Genomic DNA, 25,262 nt, shown 5'->3' with positions numbered 1-25,262 from the left:
CTAAGTTTTAAATAATGACTTGTAAATCAGATATCTAATGAAAACATACGCATACCTTTTACTTATTACATCCCTGCTTTCCGCCTGCAATGGAAAGGAAATCGAGTACGACGCGTCGGGCACATTCGAAGCCGTTGAAACGATCGTTTCGTCGGAAGCCTCGGGCCGCATTATGCAACTGAACCTGGAAGAAGGTCAGGAACTGGATGCCGGGCAAATGGTCGGTTACATCGACACGATGCAGTTTTTCCTGAAAAAGAAGCAGCTGGAAGCACAGATTAAAGCGACGGGAAGCAAGCTGCCGGACATTGCCGCGCAAACCAATGTGTACAAGCAGCAAGTCGCCGTTTCGAACGTAAGGCTGGACAATCTGTTACACGAAAAAAACCGCATTCAAAACCTGCTGAAAGCCGACGCGGCCACGCCAAAACAGCTGGATGACATCAATGCGCAGATCGAAGAACTGCAAAAGCAACTGGAAGTAATCAGCAAACAGGATGCAGCGCAAACGTCGGTATTAAGAACGCAAACTTCGGGTCTTCGGGCTGATGTTCAGCCACTTGTTGTTCAGATCGAGCAGATCAACGACCAGCTTGCCAAATCAAAAATCATCAACGAAGTCAAAGGAACGGTACTGAGTAAGTACGCGGAGACGAACGAAATTACCGCCGCCGGAAAGCCAATCTATAAGGTAGCCGACCTCTCGACCATTATCCTGCGGGCTTACATTACGGGCGACCAGCTTTCCGGTGTGAAGGTGAATCAGCAGGTTAATGTATTGGTAGACAGCACCGAAGGCAGCTACAAACAATTGCCTGGAACGATTGAATGGATCAGTAACAAGGCGGAATTCACCCCAAAAACGATCCAGACCAAAGACGAACGCGCCAACCTGGTATATGCAGTCAAAATCCGCGTGAAGAATAACGGTTTCCTGAAAATCGGTATGTATGGCGAAGTAATCCTGCACTAATGGAAGCAGTCAGTGTAAAAAGTATCACAAAAACGTACGGCAAGGAAAAAACGCTTGCTGTTGACAATGTGTCGTTTAGCGTTGAAAAAGGGGAGTTGTTTGGGCTGATTGGTCCGGATGGTGCGGGTAAAACCAGCATTTTCAGGATACTTACCACGCTGCTGCTGGCGGACCAGGGAAGTTCGTCGGTGGATGGGTTTGATGTGGTGAAAGATTTTAAGGAAATCAGAAATACGGTGGGATACATGCCCGGCCGGTTTTCATTGTACCAGGATCTTACGATCGAGGAAAACCTCCATTTTTTCGCCACCATTTTCGGTACGACCATTGAAGCAAATTACCATCTGATCGAGGATATTTATGTTCAGATTGAGCCATTTAAAAAACGCCGGGCGGGAAAGTTATCGGGCGGAATGAAGCAAAAACTGGCATTATGCTGCGCGCTGATCCACAAACCGACCACGCTTTTTCTGGACGAACCTACCACGGGAGTCGATCCGGTTTCGAGAAAGGAATTCTGGGAAATGCTGCGCAGGTTGAAAGAACAGAACATCACGATCATCGTCTCGACACCCTATATGGATGAAGCTTCCAAATGCGATCGCATCGCATTGATACAGAATGGGAAAATCTTATCCATCGACACGCCTGAAAACATCATCCACGCCTATCCTGACCAATTATATGCGATTAAGGCGAATGAAATGTACCTGCTTTTAAAGTCGCTTGAATGCTATCCCGACCGGCTGAACAGTTATGCTTTTGGAGAATATGCGCATCTCACATTCAAAGATTATGGTGCTGATTTGACAAAATTAAAAGGTTATCTCCGCGAAAAAGGATTGTCGGGGGTTGAGCTAAATGCCATTGAAGCGACGATTGAAGATTCATTTATCAAACTCTTGAACTGATATGGTAAGTGAGGAAAAAGTGATCGTTTGCGACAAGTTGACCAAGCGTTTCGGTGATTTTATCGCGACGAATGAAATCACATTTGAAGTGAACAAAGGCGAAATTTTTGGCTTTTTGGGAGCAAATGGTGCCGGTAAAACCACAGCGATGCGGATGCTCTGCGGACTCTCGTCGCCGACTTCGGGAAATGCTACCATCGCGGGATTTGATGTGTACCGCCAAACGGAAGATATTAAACGGAATATCGGCTACATGAGCCAGAAATTTTCGCTTTATGAAAATCTTACGGTTCTCGAAAATATCGAGTTCTTCGGGGGCATTTATGGTTTGAGCGACCAGCAGCTTAAAACAAAAACGGCTGAACTGGTGGATCGACTGGGATTAAAATCCGAGGCGAAAAAACTGGTAGGATCGCTGCCGCTGGGCTGGAAACAAAAGTTATCGTTTTCCGTGGCGGTTTTGCACGAGCCTAAAATCGTGTTTCTCGACGAACCTACCGGCGGCGTTGATCCGGTCACGCGGCGACAATTCTGGGATATGATCTATGAAGCTGCGGAACGTGGGATCACCGTTTTCGTGACCACACATTATATGGATGAGGCCGAATATTGCAATCGCATTTCGATCATGGTCGATGGTAAAATGGAGGTTTTGGACACGCCTGCAAATCTGAAAAATACCTTCAACGTGGGTTCTATGGATGAAGTATTTTATCAACTCGCCCGGGGCGCAAAAAGAGCGGATTAGCCATGAAACAATTTATCGCATTTGTCAGAAAAGAATTTTACCACGTTCTGCGCGATCGCCGGACGCTGCTGATCTTGTTCGGAATGCCCATCGTCCAGATCTTACTATTCGGATTTGCATTAACCAATGAGGTCAAAGATTCCAAGATCCTGGTGGTGGATTATGCGAAAGATCATGCTTCGGGGCAGCTTATCGCAAAGATCGGGGCGAGCCGGTATTTCAAAATCCAGAAAGCTTCTTTGACGCGTCAGGAGATTTTATCGACATTTCAACAAGGCGAAATCAAGGCTGTAGTTGTGTTTCCTGGGAATTTTAATGAGAATTTACTTCATGCGAATAAAGCTCAGATTCAGGTCATTACAGACGCGACCGACATCAATACGGCGAATATGGTCACCAACTACCTGTCCAGCATCATTCTCGATTATCAGAATCAAATGAATGAAAACCTAGCGATTCCATATCAGATCATCCCGGAAACGCGGATGCTTTACAACCCGCAGCTGAAAGGTGCGCATGGTTTCGTACCGGGCGTGATGGCGCTGGTATTAATGCTCGTTTCGGTGATGATGACGGCCATTTCCATTGTGCGCGAAAAAGAAATGGGTACGATGGAAATCTTGCTGGTTTCGCCATTCAAGCCCGTTTTAGTCATTTTTGCGAAAGCAATTCCGTACCTGATCTTGTCGCTGATCAACGTGGTGGCAATCCTTTTACTCAGCGTTTTCGTACTGGACCTACCGGTGAAAGGAAGTGTTTTGCTGCTGTTTGCGGAAAGTACATTATTCATCATTACCTGTCTCACGCTCGGTATATTTATCTCCATTAAGACAGATTCTCAGCAAGTTGCGATGCTGATCTCATTGATGGGCATGTTGCTGCCGACGATGATGTTCAGCGGTTTTCTGTTCCCGATCGAGAACATGCCGGTACCGTTGCAGGTCATTTCCAATCTCATTCCCTCCAAATGGTTTTACATCATCGTTAAGTCGATCATGATCAAAGGATTAGGCATTGCGGCACTCTGGAAAGAGACATTGATCCTGCTCGGAATGACCGCATTTTTATTAGTGATCAGTTTAAAAAGCTTTAAAATCCGTCTGCAATGAGAACGTTGAAATTTTTATTACGCAAAGAATTCAGACAGATTTTCCGGGACAAGGCGATCGTGGCGCTGATCTTTTTCATGCCCTGCATTCAACTGATCATTATGCCGCTGGCTGCGGATTATGAAGTCCGGAATGTGAACCTGGCGGTGGTGGATCATGACAAATCGTCTTACTCTCAGAAACTGATCTCCAAAGTAATCGCGTCGGGATATTTTCGTTTGCAGGGTTACAACGCATCTTTTAAAGAAGCTTTTGCATTGATCGAGTCGGATAAAGCCGATCTCATCCTGGAAATCCCTCAAGATTTTGAGCGTAATCTGATCCGGGAAGACAAGCAGAAATTGTTTGTGGCCGTGAATGCGATCAATGGGACAAAAGCGAACCTGGGCGGATCTTACCTGGGGACGATTATCGCGGCTTTTAATGCCGATATTCGTTTGCAACTCATCCAGCAGCCGCGTTTCAGCGCGTTTCCCGTGATCGATATTGTAGCAAATAACTGGTTCAACCCGGTTTTAAACTACAAAGTTTTCATCGTTCCCGGCATACTGGCGATATTGGTAACGATGGTCGGCGGCTTCCTCACGGCGCTGAATATTGTGAAGGAAAAGGAGGTTGGTACCATTGAGCAGATCAATGTGACACCCATTAAAAAGCACATATTCATACTTGGCAAGCTGATCCCGTTTTGGGTTTTGGCGAATATCATTTTCACGATCGGACTGTTGCTGGCGAGGTTAATTTATGGCATTACGCCGGTTGGGAGCCTTTTTACCCTCTATATTTTCATTTCGGTATACCTGCTCACCGTTTTGGGTTTCGGACTTTTAGTATCCACATTTTGCGACACGCAGCAGCAGGCGATGTTCATCATGTTCTTTTTTATGATGATTTTCATTCTTCTGGGCGGCTTATTTACATCGATCGACAGTATGCCGCAATGGGCAAAATTGCTCACGCGCCTCAATCCTGTCCGGTATATGATTGAAGTAATGCGGATGGTGATATTGAAAGGGAGTAGTTTGAAAGACGTGTTGCCGCAACTGGGCGTGGTCTCGCTGATGGCTGTTATTTTAAATGGCTGGGCGATTTTGAACTATAAAAAAACCAACTAATCCAGCGAAACCATTGCTTTAATCACTCCATTCGCAGGGTCCAGCCAGCTTTCAAACTGGTCTTTCACCTGGCTGAATGCGACACGGTGTGTAATGTATGTTTTTGGGTCGATCAAACCTTTTTTCATGCATTGGGTAACATGTTCAAAATCAGCTCTTGTCGCATTTCGGCTGCTCATTAACGTTGCTTCGCGTTTGTGAAATTCAGGGTGGCTGAAACTGATATCGCCTTTTTGTAAACCAATCAGCACATACCTGCCACTGTGCGCGAGGTAGCTGAATGCGGTATTAATGGCACGCAAGCTACCGGTCGCATCGATGATTTTTGTCGGCATATCTCCGCCGGTGATTTCACTCAATTTCTCGATAACCGTTTCAGTCAACGCATTGATTGTATACTCCACACCCAGGTTTTCACTACAAAATTCCAAACGTGAATCATTGATATCCAAGGCAATAACTTTCCCACCGGCTATTCTGGCAAATTCCATTGCTCCCAGCCCGATCGGGCCGGCGCCTACTACCAGTACAAATTCATCTTTCTGGATATCCGCCTGACGCACACCGTGCGCGCCGATCGCAAGTGGTTCTACCAAAGCAAGTTCGTCGAAGCTGAGCCCGTCGCCGTGAACGAGCGAGTAGGAGGGGACGGAGAGGTATTCAACCATGCCACCGTCGATATGCACGCCGGAAACTTTCAAAGTCGTGCAGCAATTCGTTTTTCCATTGCGGCAGGCTACGCATTTTCCACAATTAAAGTAGGGAATGAATGTAACCGCCTCGCCGACTGAAAATTCAGCATGATCTGTTTCCACGATTTCGCCTGCCAGTTCATGACCCAGTATTCTTGGGTAATTGAAAAAAGGTTGTGTTCCTTCAAATGCATGCAGATCGGTGCCGCAAATGCCTATTCTCTTGATTTTAAGAATGGTATTGCCTTCCCGTGAGACTGGTTTTTCAGCCTTTTGATACGAAAATTCACCCGGGGTAGTACAAACTAAAATGTCCATTGTTTATGAATTTGCAAGTGCGCGATCCAGATGAACGTAGCCGCCGTCGACGTAGATAAGCTGGCCGGTGGTGTGGCTGGAACGTTGGGACAAAAGGAAAACCGTCATGTTCGCAATTTCTTCGGCTGTCGTCATTCTTTGTTCAAATGGAATGTTCGCCACGATAGCTTCCAGCTTTTCCTTTGGATTTGGGAGCGTTTCGATCCATTTTTCATACAATGGCGTCCAGCATTCCGCAACGATCACCGAATTGACACGAATGCCGTATTTCAGCAATTCCACCGCCCATTCCCTTGTCAAACCATTGCGGCCCCCGTTTGCAGCGGCATAGGCAGAAGTGCCACCCTGGCCAGTCTCAGCCGTTTTTGAAGCGATATTCACAATGGAACCTTTTGAAACTTTCAATGCAGGCAATGCATAATGCGCCATTAAATAGTAATGCACGACATTTTTGTGAAGCGAGGCCATAAAACCTTCGAAACTCCCATGTTCCAGCCCAACGCCATCGTTCACTCCGGCATTGTTTACGAGCCCGTCGATGCGGCCATATTTCTCCAAAACCGCCGCGACTGCCTTTTCTGAATCTTCTGGTTTTGTCAATTCAGCAACAACCTGAAAAGATTCTAAACCTCTGGAAGCCAGGTTATCCACTACTTTCTGATTGTCTTCCTGGTTCCGTCCGACGATCACCGGAATGGCTCCTTCTCCGGCCAAAACCTGCACAATTCCCTCGCCAATGCCTTTCGCACCGCCGGTAACGATTACGACCTTATTTTGAAGCTGTAAATCCATTTGAATTAATTTAAAAATAGAATTGAAATAACTTTTGACCGATCAATGCGAAGTGCCCAGTTTCACATTCGTGATCGAACTGTTTTTAATCGCGAAATACAAGACAACCAAAAAGCAAACCGCCGGAACGATATAGGCGGTTTGAATGGACGAAACATCCGAAACCTGCCCCATGATCACCGGGAAAATCGCGCCGCCGACAATGGACATAATGACCAGCGAGGAACCAATTTTTGTTTTCTCACCAAGTCCGCGGATACTGAGCGCAAAAATGGTCGGGAACATGATAGACATAAAAAATTGAACGCCAACCAATGCATAGACCGAAACCATGCCGGATGTGAGCACTGCGATAATAAGCAAAACGACATTGATCACACTGTAAATGGCCAGCAGACGCGGCGGGGCCACAAAACGCATGAGATACGTACCAATAAACCGGCCGATCATGAAACTCAGAAATGCCCCGGATAACAAATAGGCGGCGGTACGCTCCTCAATTCCAGCGACTTTGTCGGAAAACCGTATGAAAAAACTGCTGATGCAAACCTGCGCGCCGACGTAAAAAAACTGCGCAACGGTACCCAGGATCAGGTTCTTTTCTCCCCATATCGAGCCCTGGATTTTATCGGGCGTATCCACGCGGGGCGTTTCTTCGTCTTTAATCTCGGGCAATGGCGTACGCATGAACATAATGGCCACAAAAAGTACGACCAAACCGATGGCGATAAATGGCATTTGAACGGAGGATGCCTCCGCATTTAAATAGGTGTCAAGCTGTTCGCCCGACATGGCAAATTGCTCCTGATCGGATAGCGTTTTTCCGGAAAGGATGAACGTGCCGCCCATTAATGGCGCGAGAAATGCTGCTAACCCATTGAACGACTGCGCAAAATTGAGTCGCTGGGTCGCCGAATCAGGGTCGCCCAAAACAGTGATATATGGATTTGCAGCGGTTTCAAGCATCGTGAGCCCACTGGCGATCACGAATAATGCGAAAAGGAAAAAGGCAAAATTGCGGGTTTCAGCTGCTGGGTAAAACAGGAATGCGCCAAATGCAAATAGCAACAAACCGAATGTGATCCCGGCTTTATATCCATATTTTTTCATGAATAGCCCGGCCGGCAATGCGATCAGAAAATAGGCGATATAAGAAGCAGAATCGATCAGAGCAGACTGAAAATCACTGAGTTGGCAAGCTTTTTTTAAATGCGGGATCAGGATCGGGTTGAGGTTCAGGGCAAAGCCCCAGAGAAAAAATAAGGAGGTGATAAGAATAACAGCCAGTCGCGTCTTACGATCGGTCATAAAATTGAGGATTAATGATTCAGGTACGGATGTAAAGTAAAACAAAACATCCCAAAGGATTTACTTCTTTGCGGATAAGAATCATGGCAGTTCATTCATGTTTGCGACAATTCAAATGCTGCTGCACCTCCTCCCGTTTTCTCCTGGAAACATCGATTTTGGAACCGTCGGAGAGGATGATGCAATCCTGATTCGCGGTAAAACGCTCCATATGTTCCAGATTTACGAGGTGCGATTTGTGCGTACGGATGAAGTGGAAAGGGACGAGCAACTCCTCGAAGTGTTTGAGTGTTTTGCTGGCAACGAATGGCTTTCCACCCTTGTGGTAAATCAATGTGTAATTCCGGTCGGCTTCCAGATGTATAATCTCATTGGTCATAAAAAAGAAAATGCCTTCCGAAGACGCGACGGCCAGGCGGGACTGGGGAGCATCTTTTTTTTCGACGTGGAAAACCAGGTTATCATAAAGAAGCATCTTCTGGCGCCGGGTCCTTTGTCTGGTACTGAGCCGGTTAATGGCTTCCAGCAACTCCTCCGGATCAATGGGTTTGATCAGATAATCCAATGCGCTGAACCGGATCGCCTGGATCGCGTACTGATTGAATGCGGTTGTGAAAATGGTTTCAAAACGCGGGTTGCGTAATGTCAGAAGAAGATCAAAACCATTGCGGACAGGCATTTCTATATCCAGAAAAACAATGGCCGGTCTGTATTTGTGTAAAATACCAAGTGCTTCCTCAACACCGGAAGCGTGCCTTATTTCTTTGATTTCTGGAACCAGTGTTACAAGATAATGCTCGAGAATAGTCCGGGCTTTTGGTTCATCGTCTACAATCAGAACTTTCATACGGGAAGGATAGTGTTGTGCCGAGTAACACAGGTGGCTAAACGGATGTTTGCCACAAAATAGAATAAGTAAGCCTGCCCACAGCTTTCAATGTGCAAAAGGTATTTTTACTTATCAAAGGGACGCGCGGACAGCCCAAACATTTCACCTCTCACCTCTCACATCTCACCATTATTCCCCATATCAAAGGAGACGGTAGTTAATCAATGCGCTTCCTGGCGGTAGTCGATCGGGTTTTTCTGAAAGCTGTAGATCAGGTAAAACAAAGCAGGAAGGATAAATACGCTTCCAAGAAGTAAAGCCATCCCGAGCGTTTCTATTGTTTTTTCCTGTCCGCTATGTTCCATCAGCGACAAGTATCCGCCGCCTTTCAGGATCACAATATTGGGAAAATGACGGTAAGTCGTTGTCAGTAAGATCATTGTCACCTGGAATCCGGCCAGGGGACGTAGTAATGCGAGTTTTCCCTGATATAATAAATTCCACATCCAGACGAGTGAAAGCGTTGCCGATACAATGGCAATGCGCCCCACCCAGTTTCCGAAAACCCATTCGAACAAAGGGATTTTTTCTAAAAAAGAAGCTGCGAAAACGAGTATCCCGCACAACACGGCTGCGATGTTGAAAAACTGGGCTTTATGCGCAAAACGCAGCCGGTCCCCGTCATTATCTGTTTCACCTATGAGATATACCGACGCAAGAAAACCACAAATCGCCACCGTAAACAATCCCACCGCCACCGAAAACCAGCTCAGCCAGCTGAAAATGTAAGCTGAAAGAAAGGTATTTGCGGCAGTATCAATATGTCCCGAAACGGCGCTACCCGCGATGATTCCCAGAAAAAGAGGCGTGATAAAGCTCGAAATTGCAAAGATGGTATTGTAAATGTGCTGCATATCATCCACCACCGCGTCGTAATGCCGGAATGTAAATGCAGTTCCCCGGGCGATAATACCTAAAAGCATCACTGTCAATGGAATATGCAGGTAAACAGACATGGTTGAATAAATCACCGGAAAGCCTACAAACAAGATCACAATGGCAATGATCAGCCACATATGGTTTGCCTCCCAAATCGGCCCGATCGCCGTATATAAGGTTTTGCGAGTAACCTCCTTGTTTTTCCGGGAAGTGAAAAGTTCAATAATACCGGCACCATAATCCGCCCCACCCAGAAGCAGGTAGAAAAGAATGGACGCCCAGAGAAATGCGATGACGATATAGAGCATTTTTAGTTATCATAAAGCCTCCCAACCATCTTAATCTGTCGGTAAAGCATGAAAATTACGATGAATGCGAGGGAAACGTAAACGGCTGTGAATAAGTAAAATGAATATGCAATTCCCGGCATGGGGGTTACCGCGTCGGCGGTCCGCATGATTCCGTAAATGATCCAGGGTTGGCGGCCTACTTCGGTTACCGTCCAGCCGGCTTCTACGGCGATGAAGCCCAGAGGCGTCGCAATCGCGAACATTTTGAGTAGCCAGTTACTTTGAAGCCAGCTTCTCTTTTTCCACAATGCAAGAAAATAAAGTAAGGAAATGGCCATCATCAGCATGCCTGCACCGACCATAATTTGAAATGCGTAATGCACGATCCCAACCGGCGGGTGGTTTTCTTCCGGGATCCGGTCCAGGCCGGTAACTTCACTTTCGAAATCACCGTGAGCGAGAAAACTGAGGAAGCCGGGAAGTTTGATGGCATAATCGACTCTTTTGCTTTTTTCATCGGGAATGCCGCCGAGGATCAGTCCCGCCGATTTCTCCGTCTTAAAATGTGCTTCCATTGCGGCTAGTTTGGCGGGCTGCCGGATGGCGACATCTTTTGCCGAAATGTCTCCGCTCAACGGTTGGAGAATGGCAGCTACGCACCCGAAAATGGCGGCAATGGTGAATGATTTGGTATGAAAAAGTACGTTCTGACCTTTCAGGATCATAAATGCATGCACACCCGCGACTGCAAAACCCGTAGAGACAAATGCAGCGATCGTCATATGCAGCGCCTGTGAAAACCAGGCTTTGTTGAACATGGCCTGAATGGGATCAATGTTGAGGTATTGACCATTAATAAAATCGAATCCGGCCGGACTGTTCATCCATGCGTTTGCAGCCACGACCAAAATCCCGGAAGCCAGCCCGCTGACCCCCACAATCACCCCGGTGAACCAGTGAAACCATTTGTTGAATTTGTCCCAGCCATATAAAAAGAAGCCGAGCGCGATCGCTTCAATAAAAAATGCCGTTCCTTCCAGAGAGAACGGCATTCCGAAAATAGGCCCGGCGTGTTTCATAAATTCCGGCCATAAGAGTCCCAACTCGAAGGACAGGACCGTACCGGAAACGGCGCCGGTGGCAAAAAATATCGCTACTCCTTTACTCCATGCTTTGGTGACGTTTTTATAAACAAGCTGGTCGGTTTTAAGCCAGTAATAATGCGCAACTGCCATAAAAAATGGCATCACCATTCCAATGCAAGAGAATATGATGTGAAATCCCAGGGAGAGAGCCATCTGGGAGCGGGCTGCGATGAAGTCATTCATTTCGAAATTCTATTTGCAGAACATCGCTGTTACTATTGTAACAACGGCAGAAATTGCATTTCAAAACTACTCAAGGATCATCACAAGACACATTAAAATCAGGGAAAAGACTAGCTGCTGACATTATTTTTTTCAGCCAAACGACGCTTTACAACATCGGCCGGGTATTTCAACGCAAGCTCTCTGATTTCGTATGTAAATTCCTTGAAAGTTTCTTCCCAAACTTCCTTTTCGCCTGGCTCATATTCGTAAAACCCATGCGAATTGAGGATGCCTTTTCCACCTTCGCGGACCACTTTGTCGATCAATTCGGGTACTTCTGTGCTATTATTCAGTGTAGGCAGCAGATTTTTCATCACCGTATGGTAAGCCGGAACGCCCGTCAGGTCCATCCAGCGGAAAACCCCCACGAATGTCATAAAATAACCCGCATTATTTCTGCACGACCGGTCCACATCCTCAATGGTCGCATACCCGTTTTCCACCAGACTGATCGCCTCCCGGTACATCGCATACATCAGTCGGTTGGTGATAAATCCGGCAATGTCTTTCCGGACCAAAATCGGTTCTTTGCCCCACCAATGCGAAAGTCCATACACAAATTCTGCTTTTTCAATGTCCGTGTCGTCGCCGCAGATGATTTCCAGGAACCGCGTGGTATGCGCAGGTTCAGTCCAGTGCAGTCCCAGAAAACGTTCCGGATGATTTGTTAATTTTTGAAGCTGACTAATCGGAATGGCGGAAGTATTGCTGGAAAGGATCGCATCGGCGGCGATCACGGCTTCCACTTTTTTATAAACCGAAGCCTTAATGTCGATATTCTCAATGGTGCATTCATTCACCAGCTTGCAGGGATAAAGCACATCGTAATCTTCGGTGATGATCAGATTTTTGAGGTAAAATTCGGGTTCGTTTTCGATGATTCCATTTTGCCAGGCATTCAACAAATGTTCCCGGATCCGTTTTTCCGCAGTCAGCAAATCCACACTAACCGGCGCAATGGCAGCGACCGGATGACCTGCGATCAGCAGACAGGTTACAATACTGCAGCCCATTAAACCTAAACCGACTATTCCGACTGGAATTTCTCTTGGATCCATTAACACATTTTTAAATTGTTACACATTGCATAGAAAGATATCGCCGAAATCAACCTACTACAAAAAAAGCCCCGAAATCGGCGATTCCGGGGCTTTCATATGTATGCTTACAACTTATCTTGACCAGCTATCTACTTCTGCTTCCACTTCTTCACGGGTTTTTCCAACCCTTTTCTGAATTTTTCCCAGAAGCTCATCTTCTTTTCCTTCTTCGTATAGCAAATCATCGTCAGTCAGATCAGCATATTGTTGCTTGAATTTACCTTTCAGTTCATTCCAGTTTCCTTTTACTTGTTGTGAGAACGCACTCATGATTTCTACTATTTAAATTAAAAAATATGCTTGTTAGCATTGAATTGATTTTTGTAGTTCAAGAATTGTTCCAGGGGTGATAGAAGGGGTAAAATGTGAGATGTGAGATGGTTTTTTATAGCTTTTGTGTATTTTTTTTCCGGCAGTGTCCAATTTTTTACTGGGAAAATCAACTATTGATCAGTTTGTCGAGCCGGACGATGCCTTGTACCATCGCGCGGACCGAGTGATAGTTTACTTTCCAGGAGTGGCTCATGTGTTTCCAGATCGGTTCGCCCTGGCGCGTGAGCAATGGAAGCCATTCACCTACCTCATGGTGGATCATTTTATCAAAAACAAAACGATGCGTGGCGTCATAGGCTTTCAGGTATTTTTCATCGCCATAAACCCGGTAGGCGTCGAGCATCCCGATGATCACCTCCGCTTGCTGCCAGAATTCCTTTTCCCGGTCATATACTTCGCCGGCATGTGAACCTTCCACATACACACCGCCGAACTCCCAATCGATGCCATTTTCAACGGCATGGTCGTACGAAGCCAGCAATTGCTCCTGATAGGCGTCATATGAAATGCCTGCGATGTCCAGCGCATGCATGAGCAGCCACGCAAACTCCACATTATGGCCATAACTCGTATTATCCTCGGCAGCGCTTTTCATACCATCCTCCGAAAACCGGTCCCAGCCCCAGATAATGTCAAATTTGATCTGCGGCGCCACCGTCCAGTCGGCCCAGAACTGCGGGATGCCCGTTTTGTATTGGGGGTGCATGATCTTATTAAGTAGCAACTGAATGATTTCCAGAAGCTTGCGTTTGTGTACCTGTTGCTGGCTGGCTTCATACAAAGTCGTGAAAGCCTCCATTAAATGCATATGCGCATCCAGGGTTTTACGGTCGCCACCAGCGGGGCCATTGCCTTTCAACTCCCAGTTACGATGAAACATTTCAAAATAACCTCCATAATAAGTGTCTGCTCCATGTTTTTGAAGTAAATCAAAAACCTTCTCCGCATATTCCAATCCGCGCGGATCGCCGGTCGCCAGGGTATATTCAGCCAGACTATACATCGCAAAACTGTGACCGTAAATGATCTTTTCATCGATTTTTACATTGCCTTTCCGGTCCATTAACCAATAAAAACCGCCATGTTCTGCATCCCACATTTTGTTGATCAAAAAATCGACGCCATGTTTTGCGATTTCGACATATCGGCCTTCCCCGTAACCTGCACGATGGGCGGAGGAAAAAGTGAAAACCGTTCTGGTTTGGGCAATGAGCGATTTTTCATCTTCACCCGAATCATTTCCTGCATTGTCGAAATGGGTGATAAAACCGCCGTATTCCTTATCCACACAACGATTTTCCCAAAATGGGAGAAGTTCTGTTGTTAAATGCTGATGAATTTCCTGACGATAACTTTTAAGCTGATCTACGTTCATACGAAGTTTTATTTATGCGATTTGACGGTTTTTTCGGTGCCGAAGCTTGTTACATTATTACATCAAAGCTCCGGTTATTGACTATCGGATCGGGATTTTTATTGGGATAAATGTTCGTGTCCGCAATTTTTGTTTTTTAGTTAAGACGATCGGCCAAAATAACTACTTGGACGAATGGATTGACCCGACTAACATTTGCAAATGCTGGATCATACTTCGTAATTCGCAAAGAATTCTTTTAATCCGAAACAATATGAGCAATCCTGAAATCGTCGAGATCCTTGAATTAACCGCCAAGCTGCTCGAACTGCACGGTGCCGATCCCTTTAAGATCAAGGGTTATTCTGTCGCGGCATTTTATCTCGACAAATACAAAGAAGGTGAGCTGCAAAACATGTCGGAGCAGGAACTCGTAAAGTTGCAGGGAGTAGGGAAGAGTACCGCGGTCAAAATTAGTCAGATTGCAAAAACGGGCACATTTCCGGAGTTGGAAGAGCTGATCAGCAATACGCCGCTGGGAGTGATGGAAATGTTCAATATCAAAGGGATCGGGCCGAAGAAAATAGCTGTTTTGTGGCGTGAGCTGGGAATTGATAACCTGCACGAGCTGGAACTGGCATGTCTGAATGGAACCGTTTCCAAACTGAAAGGTTTCGGCGGCGCAATCCAGCAAAAGATCCTCGATTCGCTCGCATTTCTTAAAGATCAGGCGGGGAAATTAAGAATGGATAAAGCTGAGGCGGTGGCAAATGCGATCATTAAAGAGCTGCAAGCCAGTTTTGAGCAGGTATATGCAGCCGGGGATATCCGCAGAAAAGCCGAGATCGTCGATAACATCAAAATTGTGGTAGCCACAGATTCGCCGGCGCTTTTGCAAAATACCATTGGTGAAATTGAATATCTGGTACAAAACGAAAAACAATCGTCGCCATTTGTGTGGCGGGGAAATGTGCAGGATGTGGCGGTTTCCATTGAGATTGTCGCTGTAAGTCCGGAACGTACTGTGAATGAGTTGTTTCTGGAAACGGCCGATGTGGAGCATTTGGGTTATCCAACTTCAAATGGCAGCACGATCTGGCGGCAAGCCTACTACGAAAATGCGGATAGCGAGGCTGCGATCTATGAAAAAGCCGGACTTCCCTATATCGTTCCCGAAATGCGGGAAGGTGCAGGCGAATTTGCCTGGGCTGAGACTCACACCGCCGACCAGCTGGTTACCTGGGAAGATCTGAAAGGGATTTTGCATAATCACAGTACATACTCTGACGGTCAGCATACTCTGGAGCAAATGGCGGTTCATTGCAAAAAGCTGGGTTTTGAATATCTGGGGATTGCAGATCACTCACAAACAGCCGTTTACGCGCAGGGCTTAACGATCGAAGAAGTAATTAAGCAACACGAGGAAATCGCAAAACTGAATGCACGGTTCGCAACCGAAAACCCGGAAAAATCATTTAAAATATTAAAAGGCATCGAATCCGACATCCTCGGCGACGGCTCACTCGACTACCCGACAGAAATCCTTGCCTCTTTCGATTACATCGTCGCGTCGGTCCACAGTAACCTCACGATGTCACTGGAAAAAGCCACGGCGAGATTGTTAAAAGCAATCGAAAACCCATATACAACCATTCTCGGTCATCCAACCGGGCGTCTTTTACTGTCCCGCGAAGGCTACCCGATCGACCATAAGGTGATCATCGACGCCTGCGCCGAGCACAAAGTAGTAATCGAGATCAACGCCTCCCCCTGGCGCCTCGACCTCGATTGGCGCTGGATTTCGTATTGCATGGAAAAAGGGGTGTTACTTAGCATTAACCCCGACGCCCACGCGATGGAAGGATATATGGATATGCATTACGGTGTTGCGAATGCCAGAAAAGGCGGACTTACGACGGACATGACGTTTAATGCGTTTTCGCTGGAGAGGATGGAGGAGTATTTGAAGGGGAAACAGGGGAAATAATTCGAAACAGATATTTTACAGAAAACCCTGGCAGAATCAATTCTGCCAGGGTTTTCTGTTTGGAGCCCAGACTATCTGTTCACAACCAATTTCTGCGAATACACTTCCTGCTTTCGTTTCAGCGTGATGATGTAGACGCCCGCCGGTAATGCAGATACGTCGATCTTTTCGCCGTTCCATTTTTTTGCCAAAACGCGTGATCCCGGCTTGCTGTAAATTTCAAGGTCGAAGCTTTCCCCTTCTGCTCGGTCATTCCTTTCGGGAAAACGGATGTCAATTTCCTGACTCGCCGGATTGGGAGATATTCTTAATTCCGGGACCTTTTTGTGGTTCTTTTTAACCCTGACCGAAAATGGAAGTTGATGTGCCAGGCCGGATTTGACAATACTAGCCTGTTCTTGTCGAGCGCCGACTTCCTGGCCCCAAAGGACCGTCGATGAAAACGATAATAGGATAACTAACACCTTCATCATTAAGCCGTGAACAGGTGACTCACGATCCGTTATTTTGTTGGAATTTTTCATGGATCTACTTGGTATATGTGTATTTGAAAGTCGTTGCGACATTATTGACAAACTGTCCAATCTCTGCCCCAGTGAAATGAAACTCGCAAATAACAGGCAGCTCATCGGCCAGTATTTTTTTGACAACTCCATTTTCCAGTGCTTTAAGCGTGAACGGAACGGGGCATACTAAATGGTTCCTTTGATAAATCAAAACCGTAAGTTCATAAGTACCTTCCTCGGGATGGTTAAAAAATGCAATATCGGGCCCTAGATCACCTTGTGTATCCTGAACATAGCGCGTTGCATCATCATATGTGAATACATTTCCCGACGGAGTCTTAATGATCATATCAAAGTCGTCGTTCGTGGGCTCTTCCAAGGTAAAAGCAAGGTCTGATTTTATTGCCTCTTCTTCATCTGGTTCTTCCGGGGCTGGCTCTTCTTGGGTTTTAAAACTCGCCTGGGTCCACTGCGACGGGCAGCCTGAGATGGTGCTTAGGTTGTTGACTTTCCAGTCGTATTGGGTGTCGAATTTTGCCTGATTGTAAATGATCCCAGTGCCCGACATTGTCAAATTACTAAACGAGCTAATCATATTTCCCTCTTCGGATACCCTGACCTGATGTTGCGTGTTGAGTGCAACCCCAGGACCAGGCTGCCAGGAAAATGTAACAGAGCTTCCATTCTGCAAAGGCAAAGCATTGTTGCCATTTGGTTGCAGCCCCACCGGCGCGGGAGGCCGGATGCCATAGGTCAGCGAGGAGGCAGGCCCCCAAAACATTTCTTCATCTGTATTCTTATACCCGGCACTGACTTCGAAAATGTACTTGCCCGGGTCGGCGCTGCTTGCATTCAAGACCGGTCCCGTAAACAAATCTGTAGTGACACTATTAGCGATTTCGCCTCCACCTGGCGTTTTGATCTTGAAGCGGTAATGGGTAGCCTGATCCACTTTTTGCCAACTGAACTTCACTTCTTTGTCCGCATCAAAACATACTAGCCCGGAAGCATCTAACTCCGGCTTAGGCGACAAATCCATGTCCGCAACAAAGCTCCGCCATTCACTTTCACCTGTTTCGATCTCGGTAATAAATGGGTCGACGGGTTCCTTCATGGGCTTAAACCGCCATTTGATTTCTTCAAGATGCGCTATACCCGGTACATTGCTGAGAAGGAATGGGAATTCAGGCAAATCTTTCTTTGACGATTTATGGTATGGCTCCTGGTATTCAAAGTAGTATCCGTCTGCATTATCTTCTTTGCTGGCTGTCAATGTGAAGGCCGGGCCGAGCAGAGGTTTATGTTCCTGATTTGTGGGCGAGTTTCCGGGAATGATCTTCGGTAGAGTCGTCACAAAGTCGATCGGCTCAATCCAGGGACTGTACGTATTCGGAAAGGCTTCTTTTTCAGCCGTTGTCAACGGCAGTACGATACTGTTAAGCAGTACACGTGCTCCATTCGGAGAGCCCAATTTCTGTCGCCCAGCAATGCTCCACTGGTATTTTTTTTCTTTGGAAAGTGCCAGTATCGTCTCTTCCAAATGCTCGGATGCTTCCTCATCGTATTCCGAATCATACTCAAGTGGATGTGTCACTCCATTTTCAATATCAGTGATGGCAAAGTCGTAGCCAGCTGCATTCCTTACGCCACCCCATTTAAATTCGTTTGACCAGGCCGGTACCTCGTCGTCAGGCAACGGGTAAACTGCCACGGCGGCGTCCACTTTTTCAGTCTCAAATTCTTCGGTAATTGTCCATTTTAGAGTATGGCTCAACAGCTCACAAAAAAGCGGGTCGGGAGATGTCGCGCAGCCTTCATGCAAATCGCCAGCTTTACTCAAACGCGACCGGATGAAATAATGCTTTCCACCTTCCAGGTTGACAGTGCCCAACATCATTCCTGCGTCTTCGGAAGACGTTGCGTTATTAGTAAACTGATAAACCGGGGCCACGTCTGAGTTGAATTTCGAGCTCTCACTTATTTCAAAAAGATGCTCACTCTCCATTGCGTATTCTTTCTGGTATCCTACTTTAAGCTTCCATGGATAGACCAGCTGGTTATTTTTGGGAAAATGTTCCAAAGTTGAAGCATAATCGGGCATATTGAAGGCTGCCGCCCACGCATCACGAAACGCTATATGTTGCTTGGACTTTTCGTCAAATGCCGGATACAAGGTTTTAAGCGCTTTCATGGTAGCCAGTCGGAAGTCATCCAGACTTTCGGCAACCGATGCTTCCTTATACGCAGCCCAAAAAGTTTTCAGAACGATATCCTTGTCAACCTGAAATATGACATAAGGCTCGCTATCTGCCTCTCCGTTGAAATAGCCCCCCGGATTCTCAGTTCCATCCGGGCCGTCGCTTCCGTGGATCAGCAGGTCATACACTTTATTCACAACCCCTGCATTACTGAGCGGATTAGCATCATCCCAATTAACGCCGTGGTATACCACTGGCTGGCCTCGTAGTTGGGGATTTTCGAAGTCTATGAGATACGCATCATTGGGCATTTCTTCATATAATGTCCTGATTTGGTTAGCTGAGGGATCTTGCTGCTGTATTTCATAATCTTTCTTAATTTCCAAGGCGAAAATGTGAGAGAGAGAAGTCGAAATAGCTTTCCAATCACTGCTCGGCGTCACCTGTATCTGGTCATATTTGTTAAACGTATCAACTCCGTGAAAATAATTACGGCTGACTTGGTCCCGACAGGCGGACAAACTGTCATAAGTATAAGGGATATGAGCCGAAGGGTTTGTGCTGCCCAATGTAAATACGAACGGAAAACTTTCCTGTTCTGTAAACAAATTACTGGTTATGAACTGCCCCTTTCCGTTCATGCCGTCGAGGCCGAGCTTGCTCATAAACCAATCCCTGGCGACCTGGGTGAAATGGTGTACACTTACCATGATTTTTGATTTGGATAAATCGGCATCTTCTGAGTAGATCTGCGCATTTCCATAAGACGTGCCATATCCCGTTGCCGTGTTTTTGAAATACGTTCCTACCGGATTATAGTTGGAGCAATCATAAAGCACATTCATCTTTTGACTTAACGGATGCGGAAACAACGTTCCCTCTTGCGCATTGAAATTGACGGGGCCATTAAGCAGACTTTCCGCTGTGACCTTTACACAGTTTTTGTTATAGAAAGTGCCCTCGACACCCACAGCACTCCATGCAGCTTCCAGTTGCTTGTAAGCATGTGTGCCCTTTACATACCCAAGATCGGTTGCGGCAGCAAGGGTCGCCATCCTTAAATCGGGATATTCAGCGTTCAGAGACAGTTTTCGGATAAAAGCATTAAAAAAAATCCGTAACGCGAGCTTATAGGATTCAGATTTATTCCCCGGAACAAGTTGCAGAACAGTGTAGGGAGCATTGGCAGGATTGTCATCTACATGGCCAGACTTACCTTCTACTAATGGCACGAACGCACAGGTTACGATATGGCCGTTGTCATGAACATTATAGTCCTCGGCAAGCCAATTCTCTTTATAATATTGTCCCTTGTATGTATTTGGCCGAAAACGGATTTTTGGATTATTAACCCAAACCTGTGGATCGCCTGGATTCTCCCAAAATAGATTCCAGTTCGGATTCTCAAATTTTGTGGGACTTAGCCAGTTACTGAAACCAAGGGCGATAATATTAGCGATTCCTTCCTCCATTTGTAGCCGCGTAGCACTGGCTTGCGATAGATCATACCCGAGTGAGTTTTCAACCATGCCATGAAAAAATTCGTGACCCATTATGGATCTGGTAATTTCGATTGTGCCGGTCTTGTACTTGAAAAAAGTGGCAAGATTGAGGTCGTGATCGTAATAGGTCTTCCCAACAGTAGGCTTTATTACGCAAGTTATCGGCACATTTCCGGCCTGATCAAACCCATTCCATCCAATTCCATCTTGATCAGTCAGCATTTCATGGGAAAACTTTGTGAACTCTTGGGCAGTCTTTAATGCTGTTATCCCATATTCCGATGAAACGGGATTAGCAAATCCCGGAGCGTTTACATTTAAATATTTAAGTTTATTGAATGGCCCTTTAAAATTGAGGTTATTCGGGCTATATGGAATGACTGCCGCAAGCGCGTAAATATTATTACTTTTTGGCTCCTCGCTGATGATGTGCACCGGTGCATAAAGTCCTTTTGCCGGATCTTTCGGAGAACACAAGGCAATAGCCGTGGTATAGTAAGATCCAAAAAGCTGAATAGGTTTCGCAGCATTGAATTCCGTCTCAATAAATGGCAAATACGCAGTTGCATACACGTTCTGAATTCCATGGTAAGTAGTGGGCGTATTCTGGATCAGATATGGCTGCGAGTTATACAATACGCCCAGAATACTTCCACTGGTGGCCGGGACCGCAGGATTATAAGTCTTTGACTCATAAAAAGGCTGCGCAATGCAATCGGTTGAAAACCATTGCGGTACTAACCAATTTCCGACAAAAAACAAAAGCAAAACAACAACCCTCCGGACGAGGGCTCGACTAGATGCAATCATAAATGAATGGAGGTAAAAGTGTGAAATAAGACGATTGTTTAGATGGCCAACTTCGGCCGGTACAATCTTACGAGAAGCGTAAATGAGATGAGGATCTGAATGAATAAACGGTTGATCGAATGACCGAAAGGTTCAGCAGAGTAAAAGCAGATTTGTTGTGTAAAAAAGCAAACGTGAAGGCTCCAAATTACCGGGGGCTCATTCTTCGGACGCCGATTAATCAAGCTAATCGTCAGGTTAATTTGGAAAGTCTATGTTTGTTTCCATCAAATCAAAAACACACGAACAATGACGATCATGAAGAAACAACTACTACTTTTCGCCACCTTCTTCATTCAACAAGGTTTGTTTGCGCAGGGAGTTGGGATTAATACGACGACGCCGCATGCAAGTGCCGCGCTTGATATCCGAAGTCCAAATGGTTTGAATAAAGGTGTAATGTTACCAAATGTCGATTTGCAATCTTTATCTGATAAGACAACAATTCCTAGTCCAGCCGTGGGTTTGCTTATCTGGAACTCAAATTCGAGCCTCACCGGAGGGATTGGCGTTTATCAATGGAATGGTGCAGCAGTTGGAACTTGGAAGAATATAAGTAATCAGTTTAGCATACCTTTTACCAGCGCATTATCAATTAACGCAACGCATTTTCAGATTGAGAACTACAGTAACTCGTCGGCTTCCACAGCTATCAAGGCTTATTCGGGAGGTCCAGGAACAGGAGTTAGTACATTTAGTTCAACCGGCTTGGCGCTCGATGTCTCGGGAGGTGTTAAAATTGCAGGTAATGGGCAGTCTCCGGGTGTGGGGAAAGTGTTGACGAGTGATGCGAATGGGAATGCGACTTGGGAGGGGGCAGTGGCATTTAAGGCGAGTGGAGTAAAAGGTTCCGGAAGTGAAAAGGTTGCACTTGGGGTTGATAGCAAAATACCATTCAATATCGAAGATTATGACTTAGGTGGTAATTACACGGACGCAAACAGTTCGCCGCACAGCACATTCACGGCACCAGTTACTGGAATCTATCATTTTGATGTAACCGTAGGATTTACAGTTCCTAACGACATAAACGTCGATTCTAGATTAGCATTAAAAACGATTCGCAATGGATCGACCACGACAATAGCCCAAAGCTATTATCTAACAGGCGCCAGTTTGGATGGGAAGCATGATATTTCAATTGATGTTTTACTCCAACAGAATGACCAAGTTTTTGCAACAGTAACGCAATACTCTGTTGATTACCTAAGCCTCTACAAAGAAGAACATTTATCTCATTTCAATGGGCGCCTAATTATGAAGCAGTAATATCATGGATAGCTAAATCTTATATATTTTAAAATTAACTTCATACTACATCTATGCTTGGAAAATACATCTTTATGGGCCTGTCTTTGGCCAGCCTATATTCCTACACTTCAAACGCCCAATTCACCTCGGGCAACAGCTTCTTCATTTCCGGAACCGAGGTATCGATAAACGGCCTTGTGATCAGGCCGACAGCAAATGCCGAGCTGGTAGGTACGGAAATCACTTTGTCAAATGAAGCCATTGCTGGTTCGCCTACGAATAGCATTAACCGGGTTTATACTTTAAACAAACCCATTAACATTCTTGGGAATGTTGGGATTAAATATTTGCCTTCTGAATTGAATGGCAATACGGAAGCCATGCTGGAACTGGCTTATTTTAATGAAACAGAACGATACGTAACTACTGGTCAGAGTGTGCAGGATCCTGCTACCCATTTTGTTACCAAAAACTTCAACCTGGCTACAATGAAGGACATGCTGAAAATCACAGCTGTAAACGGAACCAGCACGTTGCCAGTCAATCTGGTCAGTTTTGCGGCGAAAAAAATGGAGAACCAGGCCTACCTCACTTGGAGCACCGCGTCGGAAGTGAACAGTGATTACTTCGAGATTCTACGCAGCCGCGACGGAAGAGAATGGAGCCCCATTGGAAATGTGGTCTCGAACGGAGAAAGCAAATCGCTCAAAAATTACAACTATACAGATGTAAATCCATTATCCGGAGACAATTTGTACCGGCTGAAAATGGTCGACCGTGACGCGACGTATGCATTCAGCAGAATCGTGAACCTGAAATTTGAAGGCGAAACGACAAACGTTTACCCTAATCCGGTAATCGGCAAACTGTCGATGGAACGGAAGGATTGGTCCAAAATACGGGATGTGAAAATATACAATGCGGCGGGACAGTTGATCCCAGTTTCTAAAACTTCCCAGAATGCGAATCCGCTGGTCAGGGAATACAACTTCGAAGGTTTGCCATCTGGGATTTACATTATAAAAACGACAAACCAGAACGGGGAGGTTGTAACGGACAAAATTTCAAAGCAATAAAGGACAGGGTTTTTCAATTGCAATGTGTGTGTTAGGTAATCCTGGTCCCAAGTTTGGGATCAGGATTTTTTATTGCTCATGTCTGACCTTAATGCTGTAAAACAAATGTCAGCGCCAGTATTCTTGGAATGCCGGCTTCTTGATTTTCATCAAAGAATTCAAAAATATCCTCAATGCGAAACCCATGTTTTCTCGCTGCTTCTACAAAATCGGAAATATGGTGCGTAAAACATGGAACTATGGTTTGTCCTTCCTCCGTATCGAACCGGGCTTTCGAACCCGAATACTGTTTGAATGGATGCAATTCTCCCAAATAGATCATACCACCTGGTTCGAGCTTTCGGCTGGCCTCACTGAAAATAAAATCCAGGTTTTCAATGTGTTCCAGAACCAGGCTGAATGTGACCAGATCAAACGTTTCATCCGTAAAACTCCATTCCTGATTAATGTCCGCCTGGAAAAACTCGGCATTCCAGCCCTGCAATTTTTCTTTCGCCTTCGCCAGCATTTCTTCCGAAAGGTCCGCCGCTGTGAGATGCTCGGTTTTGGTGATCAGGTATAACGAATTTTTCCCGGTACCACAGCCGATTTCCAGTACATTCGAAAAGTTTTTATCCGCCAGCACCTGACGCAATGCCTTCGCTTCCAGATCCCGGGTTTTATTCACATTCGTATCATATTGCTCCGACCATTTGTCGTAAGCCTGTCTTGTTGTTATCGTACTCATCTTACAAAACGCGTATTTCAGTATTTGTTTCAAAAATTTCTTGTGGCAAATATGCAGTAATTCCCGCTTTCAACGCATCGATCAGCCTGGTTTTCATCTGTTCTCGGTTCACGATCAGGCACACTTCCCGCGCCGGCTCCGGAAACCTAAAATGCCGGATATGCTTTTTTTGTTCCTCCGAAAGCTCCATAACCGCCATTTCAGGAAGAATGGTAATCCCCCCGTTTTTTTCTACCATCCGTATCAACGTTTCAATGCTTCCTGAACGGTAGCTAAAACTGCTGCCAAACTGGCTGTTCCGGCTGAGCTCGCACAACCGCTGGATCTGCGTCCGAAAACAGTGCCCTTCTTCAAGCAACCAAAGTTCATTCGGTTCAATATCCGTGGGTAAAATATACTGTTTGGCATAAAGTCCGGTATTCTCGGACACAAATGCATAAAATCGTTCCTTGTACAATGGGATCTCCCGCAGGCTGCTTTCCTCCGAGAGTGAGGCAATAATGCCCACATCCAGATTGCCAAGTTTGAGTTCTGTAATAATCCGCTCGGTAATCATCTCCGAAACATGCAGCCTGATGTCCGGATAATTGGTAATAAATGGATTTACAACGTGCGGCAGCAGGTATGGAGCAATCGTGGGAATGATACCAACCCGCAATTCGCCGGACAGATCGCCATTAAAATGCTTGGCAATTTCATTCATTCGCGAAGCCTCGGAAAGAATGACTTTTGCCTGATCAATGATATCCCGGCCAATGCTCGTCGGGACGATCGGCTGTTTTGTACGGTCAAAAATTTTAACGGCCAGTTCTTCTTCCAACTTTCTGATCATCATCGAAAGCGTAGGCTGGGTTACATGGCAATGTTCCGCCGCGTGGACAAAATGGCGGTAGTTATCGACGGCGACGATATACTCCAGTTGTTGCATATTCATGAGGAACGCTTCATAGATTTCATTATGCAAATAAACACCTTTTGTCGACGA

General features: G+C 45.9%; 21 protein-coding genes. 8 read left to right on the top strand and 13 right to left on the bottom strand.

Going from position 1 to position 25,262, the window contains the following annotated elements; all coding sequences use genetic code 11:
• Positions 1-37 precede the first annotated feature (37 nt).
• From LZG72_RS21860 to LZG72_RS21840, 5 genes are read left to right on the top strand one after another with little or no spacing between them, the layout of a single operon-like run.
• Positions 38-973, top strand: a complete 936-nt coding sequence (locus tag LZG72_RS21860; protein ID WP_233877123.1) for an HlyD family secretion protein — start codon at positions 38-40, stop codon at positions 971-973.
• Positions 973-1,884 carry an ABC transporter ATP-binding protein gene (locus tag LZG72_RS21855; protein ID WP_233877121.1) on the top strand — a complete coding sequence of 304 codons (912 nt, stop codon included), beginning with the start codon at positions 973-975 and terminating at the stop codon, positions 1,882-1,884. The genes LZG72_RS21860 and LZG72_RS21855 overlap by 1 nt, the downstream gene beginning before the upstream one ends.
• Position 1,885: 1 nt before the next feature.
• Positions 1,886-2,632 carry an ABC transporter ATP-binding protein gene (locus LZG72_RS21850; protein WP_233877119.1) on the top strand — a complete coding sequence of 249 codons (747 nt, stop codon included), beginning with the start codon at positions 1,886-1,888 and terminating at the stop codon, positions 2,630-2,632.
• A 2-nt stretch (positions 2,633-2,634) separates the two neighbouring features.
• Positions 2,635-3,741: an ABC transporter permease gene (locus LZG72_RS21845; RefSeq protein ID WP_233877117.1), complete on the top strand. Its 1,107-nt coding sequence runs from the start codon at positions 2,635-2,637 to the stop codon at positions 3,739-3,741.
• Positions 3,738-4,856 carry an ABC transporter permease gene (locus LZG72_RS21840; RefSeq protein ID WP_233877115.1) on the top strand — a complete coding sequence of 373 codons (1,119 nt, stop codon included), beginning with the start codon at positions 3,738-3,740 and terminating at the stop codon, positions 4,854-4,856. The genes LZG72_RS21845 and LZG72_RS21840 overlap by 4 nt, the downstream gene beginning before the upstream one ends.
• Here the strand turns inward: LZG72_RS21840 and LZG72_RS21835 are convergent.
• The 9 genes from LZG72_RS21835 to LZG72_RS21795 all read right to left on the bottom strand — a co-directional run bounded on the left by LZG72_RS21835 (position 4,853) and on the right by LZG72_RS21795 (position 14,202).
• Positions 4,853-5,866 (bottom strand): zinc-binding alcohol dehydrogenase family protein, encoded by a 1,014-nt coding sequence (locus tag LZG72_RS21835; RefSeq protein ID WP_233877113.1) that lies wholly within the window; start codon positions 5,864-5,866, stop codon positions 4,853-4,855. The two genes, LZG72_RS21840 and LZG72_RS21835, sit on opposite strands and share 4 nt — an antisense overlap.
• A 3-nt stretch (positions 5,867-5,869) precedes the next feature.
• Positions 5,870-6,658, bottom strand: coding sequence for an SDR family oxidoreductase (locus LZG72_RS21830; RefSeq protein ID WP_233877111.1), 789 nt, complete (start codon positions 6,656-6,658; stop codon positions 5,870-5,872).
• Positions 6,659-6,700: 42 nt separating this feature from the next.
• A complete protein-coding gene (gene fucP, locus LZG72_RS21825; protein WP_233877109.1) occupies positions 6,701-7,966 on the bottom strand; it encodes an L-fucose:H+ symporter permease in 1,266 nt (421 codons plus the stop codon).
• 91 nt (positions 7,967-8,057) lie between these two features.
• On the bottom strand, positions 8,058-8,813 hold the full coding sequence (locus LZG72_RS21820; protein ID WP_233877107.1) for a LytTR family DNA-binding domain-containing protein: 756 nt from the start codon (positions 8,811-8,813) through the stop codon (positions 8,058-8,060).
• A gap of 203 nt (positions 8,814-9,016) precedes the next feature.
• Positions 9,017-10,042, bottom strand: a complete 1,026-nt coding sequence (locus LZG72_RS21815; protein WP_233877105.1) for a cytochrome d ubiquinol oxidase subunit II — start codon at positions 10,040-10,042, stop codon at positions 9,017-9,019.
• 2 nt (positions 10,043-10,044) lie between these two features.
• Positions 10,045-11,352, bottom strand: a complete 1,308-nt coding sequence (locus LZG72_RS21810) for a cytochrome ubiquinol oxidase subunit I (protein WP_233877104.1) — start codon at positions 11,350-11,352, stop codon at positions 10,045-10,047.
• A 110-nt stretch (positions 11,353-11,462) separates the two neighbouring features.
• A complete protein-coding gene (locus LZG72_RS21805) occupies positions 11,463-12,452 on the bottom strand; it encodes a 3-hydroxyacyl-CoA dehydrogenase family protein (RefSeq protein ID WP_233877102.1) in 990 nt (329 codons plus the stop codon).
• A gap of 114 nt (positions 12,453-12,566) precedes the next feature.
• A complete protein-coding gene (locus tag LZG72_RS21800) occupies positions 12,567-12,764 on the bottom strand; it encodes a CsbD family protein (protein ID WP_233877099.1) in 198 nt (65 codons plus the stop codon).
• Positions 12,765-12,933: 169 nt separating this feature from the next.
• Complete coding sequence (locus LZG72_RS21795; RefSeq protein ID WP_233877097.1) at positions 12,934-14,202, bottom strand: AGE family epimerase/isomerase; 1,269 nt, start codon at positions 14,200-14,202, stop codon at positions 12,934-12,936.
• Between the two features lie 253 nt (positions 14,203-14,455).
• Here LZG72_RS21795 and LZG72_RS21790 point away from each other — a divergent pair, with 253 nt between their 5' ends.
• Complete coding sequence (locus tag LZG72_RS21790) at positions 14,456-16,168, top strand: DNA polymerase/3'-5' exonuclease PolX (protein ID WP_233877095.1); 1,713 nt, start codon at positions 14,456-14,458, stop codon at positions 16,166-16,168.
• 71 nt (positions 16,169-16,239) lie between these two features.
• Here LZG72_RS21790 and LZG72_RS21785 read toward each other — a convergent pair whose 3' ends face one another.
• Both LZG72_RS21785 and LZG72_RS21780 read right to left on the bottom strand, forming a co-directional pair.
• Entirely contained in the window at positions 16,240-16,692 is a 453-nt protein-coding gene (locus tag LZG72_RS21785) for a T9SS type A sorting domain-containing protein (protein ID WP_233877093.1), read from the bottom strand.
• Positions 16,693-16,696: 4 nt separating this feature from the next.
• Complete coding sequence (locus LZG72_RS21780) at positions 16,697-21,184, bottom strand: M4 family metallopeptidase (RefSeq protein WP_233877091.1); 4,488 nt, start codon at positions 21,182-21,184, stop codon at positions 16,697-16,699.
• Positions 21,185-21,481: 297 nt separating this feature from the next.
• On the opposite strand from LZG72_RS21780, the gene LZG72_RS21775 reads away from it, so the two are divergent.
• Both LZG72_RS21775 and LZG72_RS21770 read left to right on the top strand, forming a co-directional pair.
• Complete coding sequence (locus LZG72_RS21775) at positions 21,482-22,492, top strand: complement C1q domain-containing protein (RefSeq protein WP_233877089.1); 1,011 nt, start codon at positions 21,482-21,484, stop codon at positions 22,490-22,492.
• A gap of 53 nt (positions 22,493-22,545) precedes the next feature.
• Positions 22,546-23,550 (top strand): T9SS type A sorting domain-containing protein, encoded by a 1,005-nt coding sequence (locus tag LZG72_RS21770; protein WP_233877087.1) that lies wholly within the window; start codon positions 22,546-22,548, stop codon positions 23,548-23,550.
• Positions 23,551-23,638: 88 nt separating this feature from the next.
• Here LZG72_RS21770 and LZG72_RS21765 read toward each other — a convergent pair whose 3' ends face one another.
• Together LZG72_RS21765 and LZG72_RS21760 are read right to left on the bottom strand one after the other, a co-directional pair.
• On the bottom strand, positions 23,639-24,277 hold the full coding sequence (locus LZG72_RS21765; RefSeq protein WP_233877085.1) for a class I SAM-dependent methyltransferase: 639 nt from the start codon (positions 24,275-24,277) through the stop codon (positions 23,639-23,641).
• 1 nt (position 24,278) lies between these two features.
• On the bottom strand, positions 24,279-25,241 hold the full coding sequence (locus tag LZG72_RS21760; protein ID WP_233877083.1) for a hydrogen peroxide-inducible genes activator: 963 nt from the start codon (positions 25,239-25,241) through the stop codon (positions 24,279-24,281).
• Between the last annotated feature and the right edge of the window lie 21 nt (positions 25,242-25,262).

This window comes from Dyadobacter sp. CY323, from assembly GCF_021390245.1.
Lineage (GTDB): Bacteria > Bacteroidota > Bacteroidia > Cytophagales > Spirosomataceae > Dyadobacter.
This window is presented reverse-complemented; position numbering and strand designations above follow the sequence as displayed.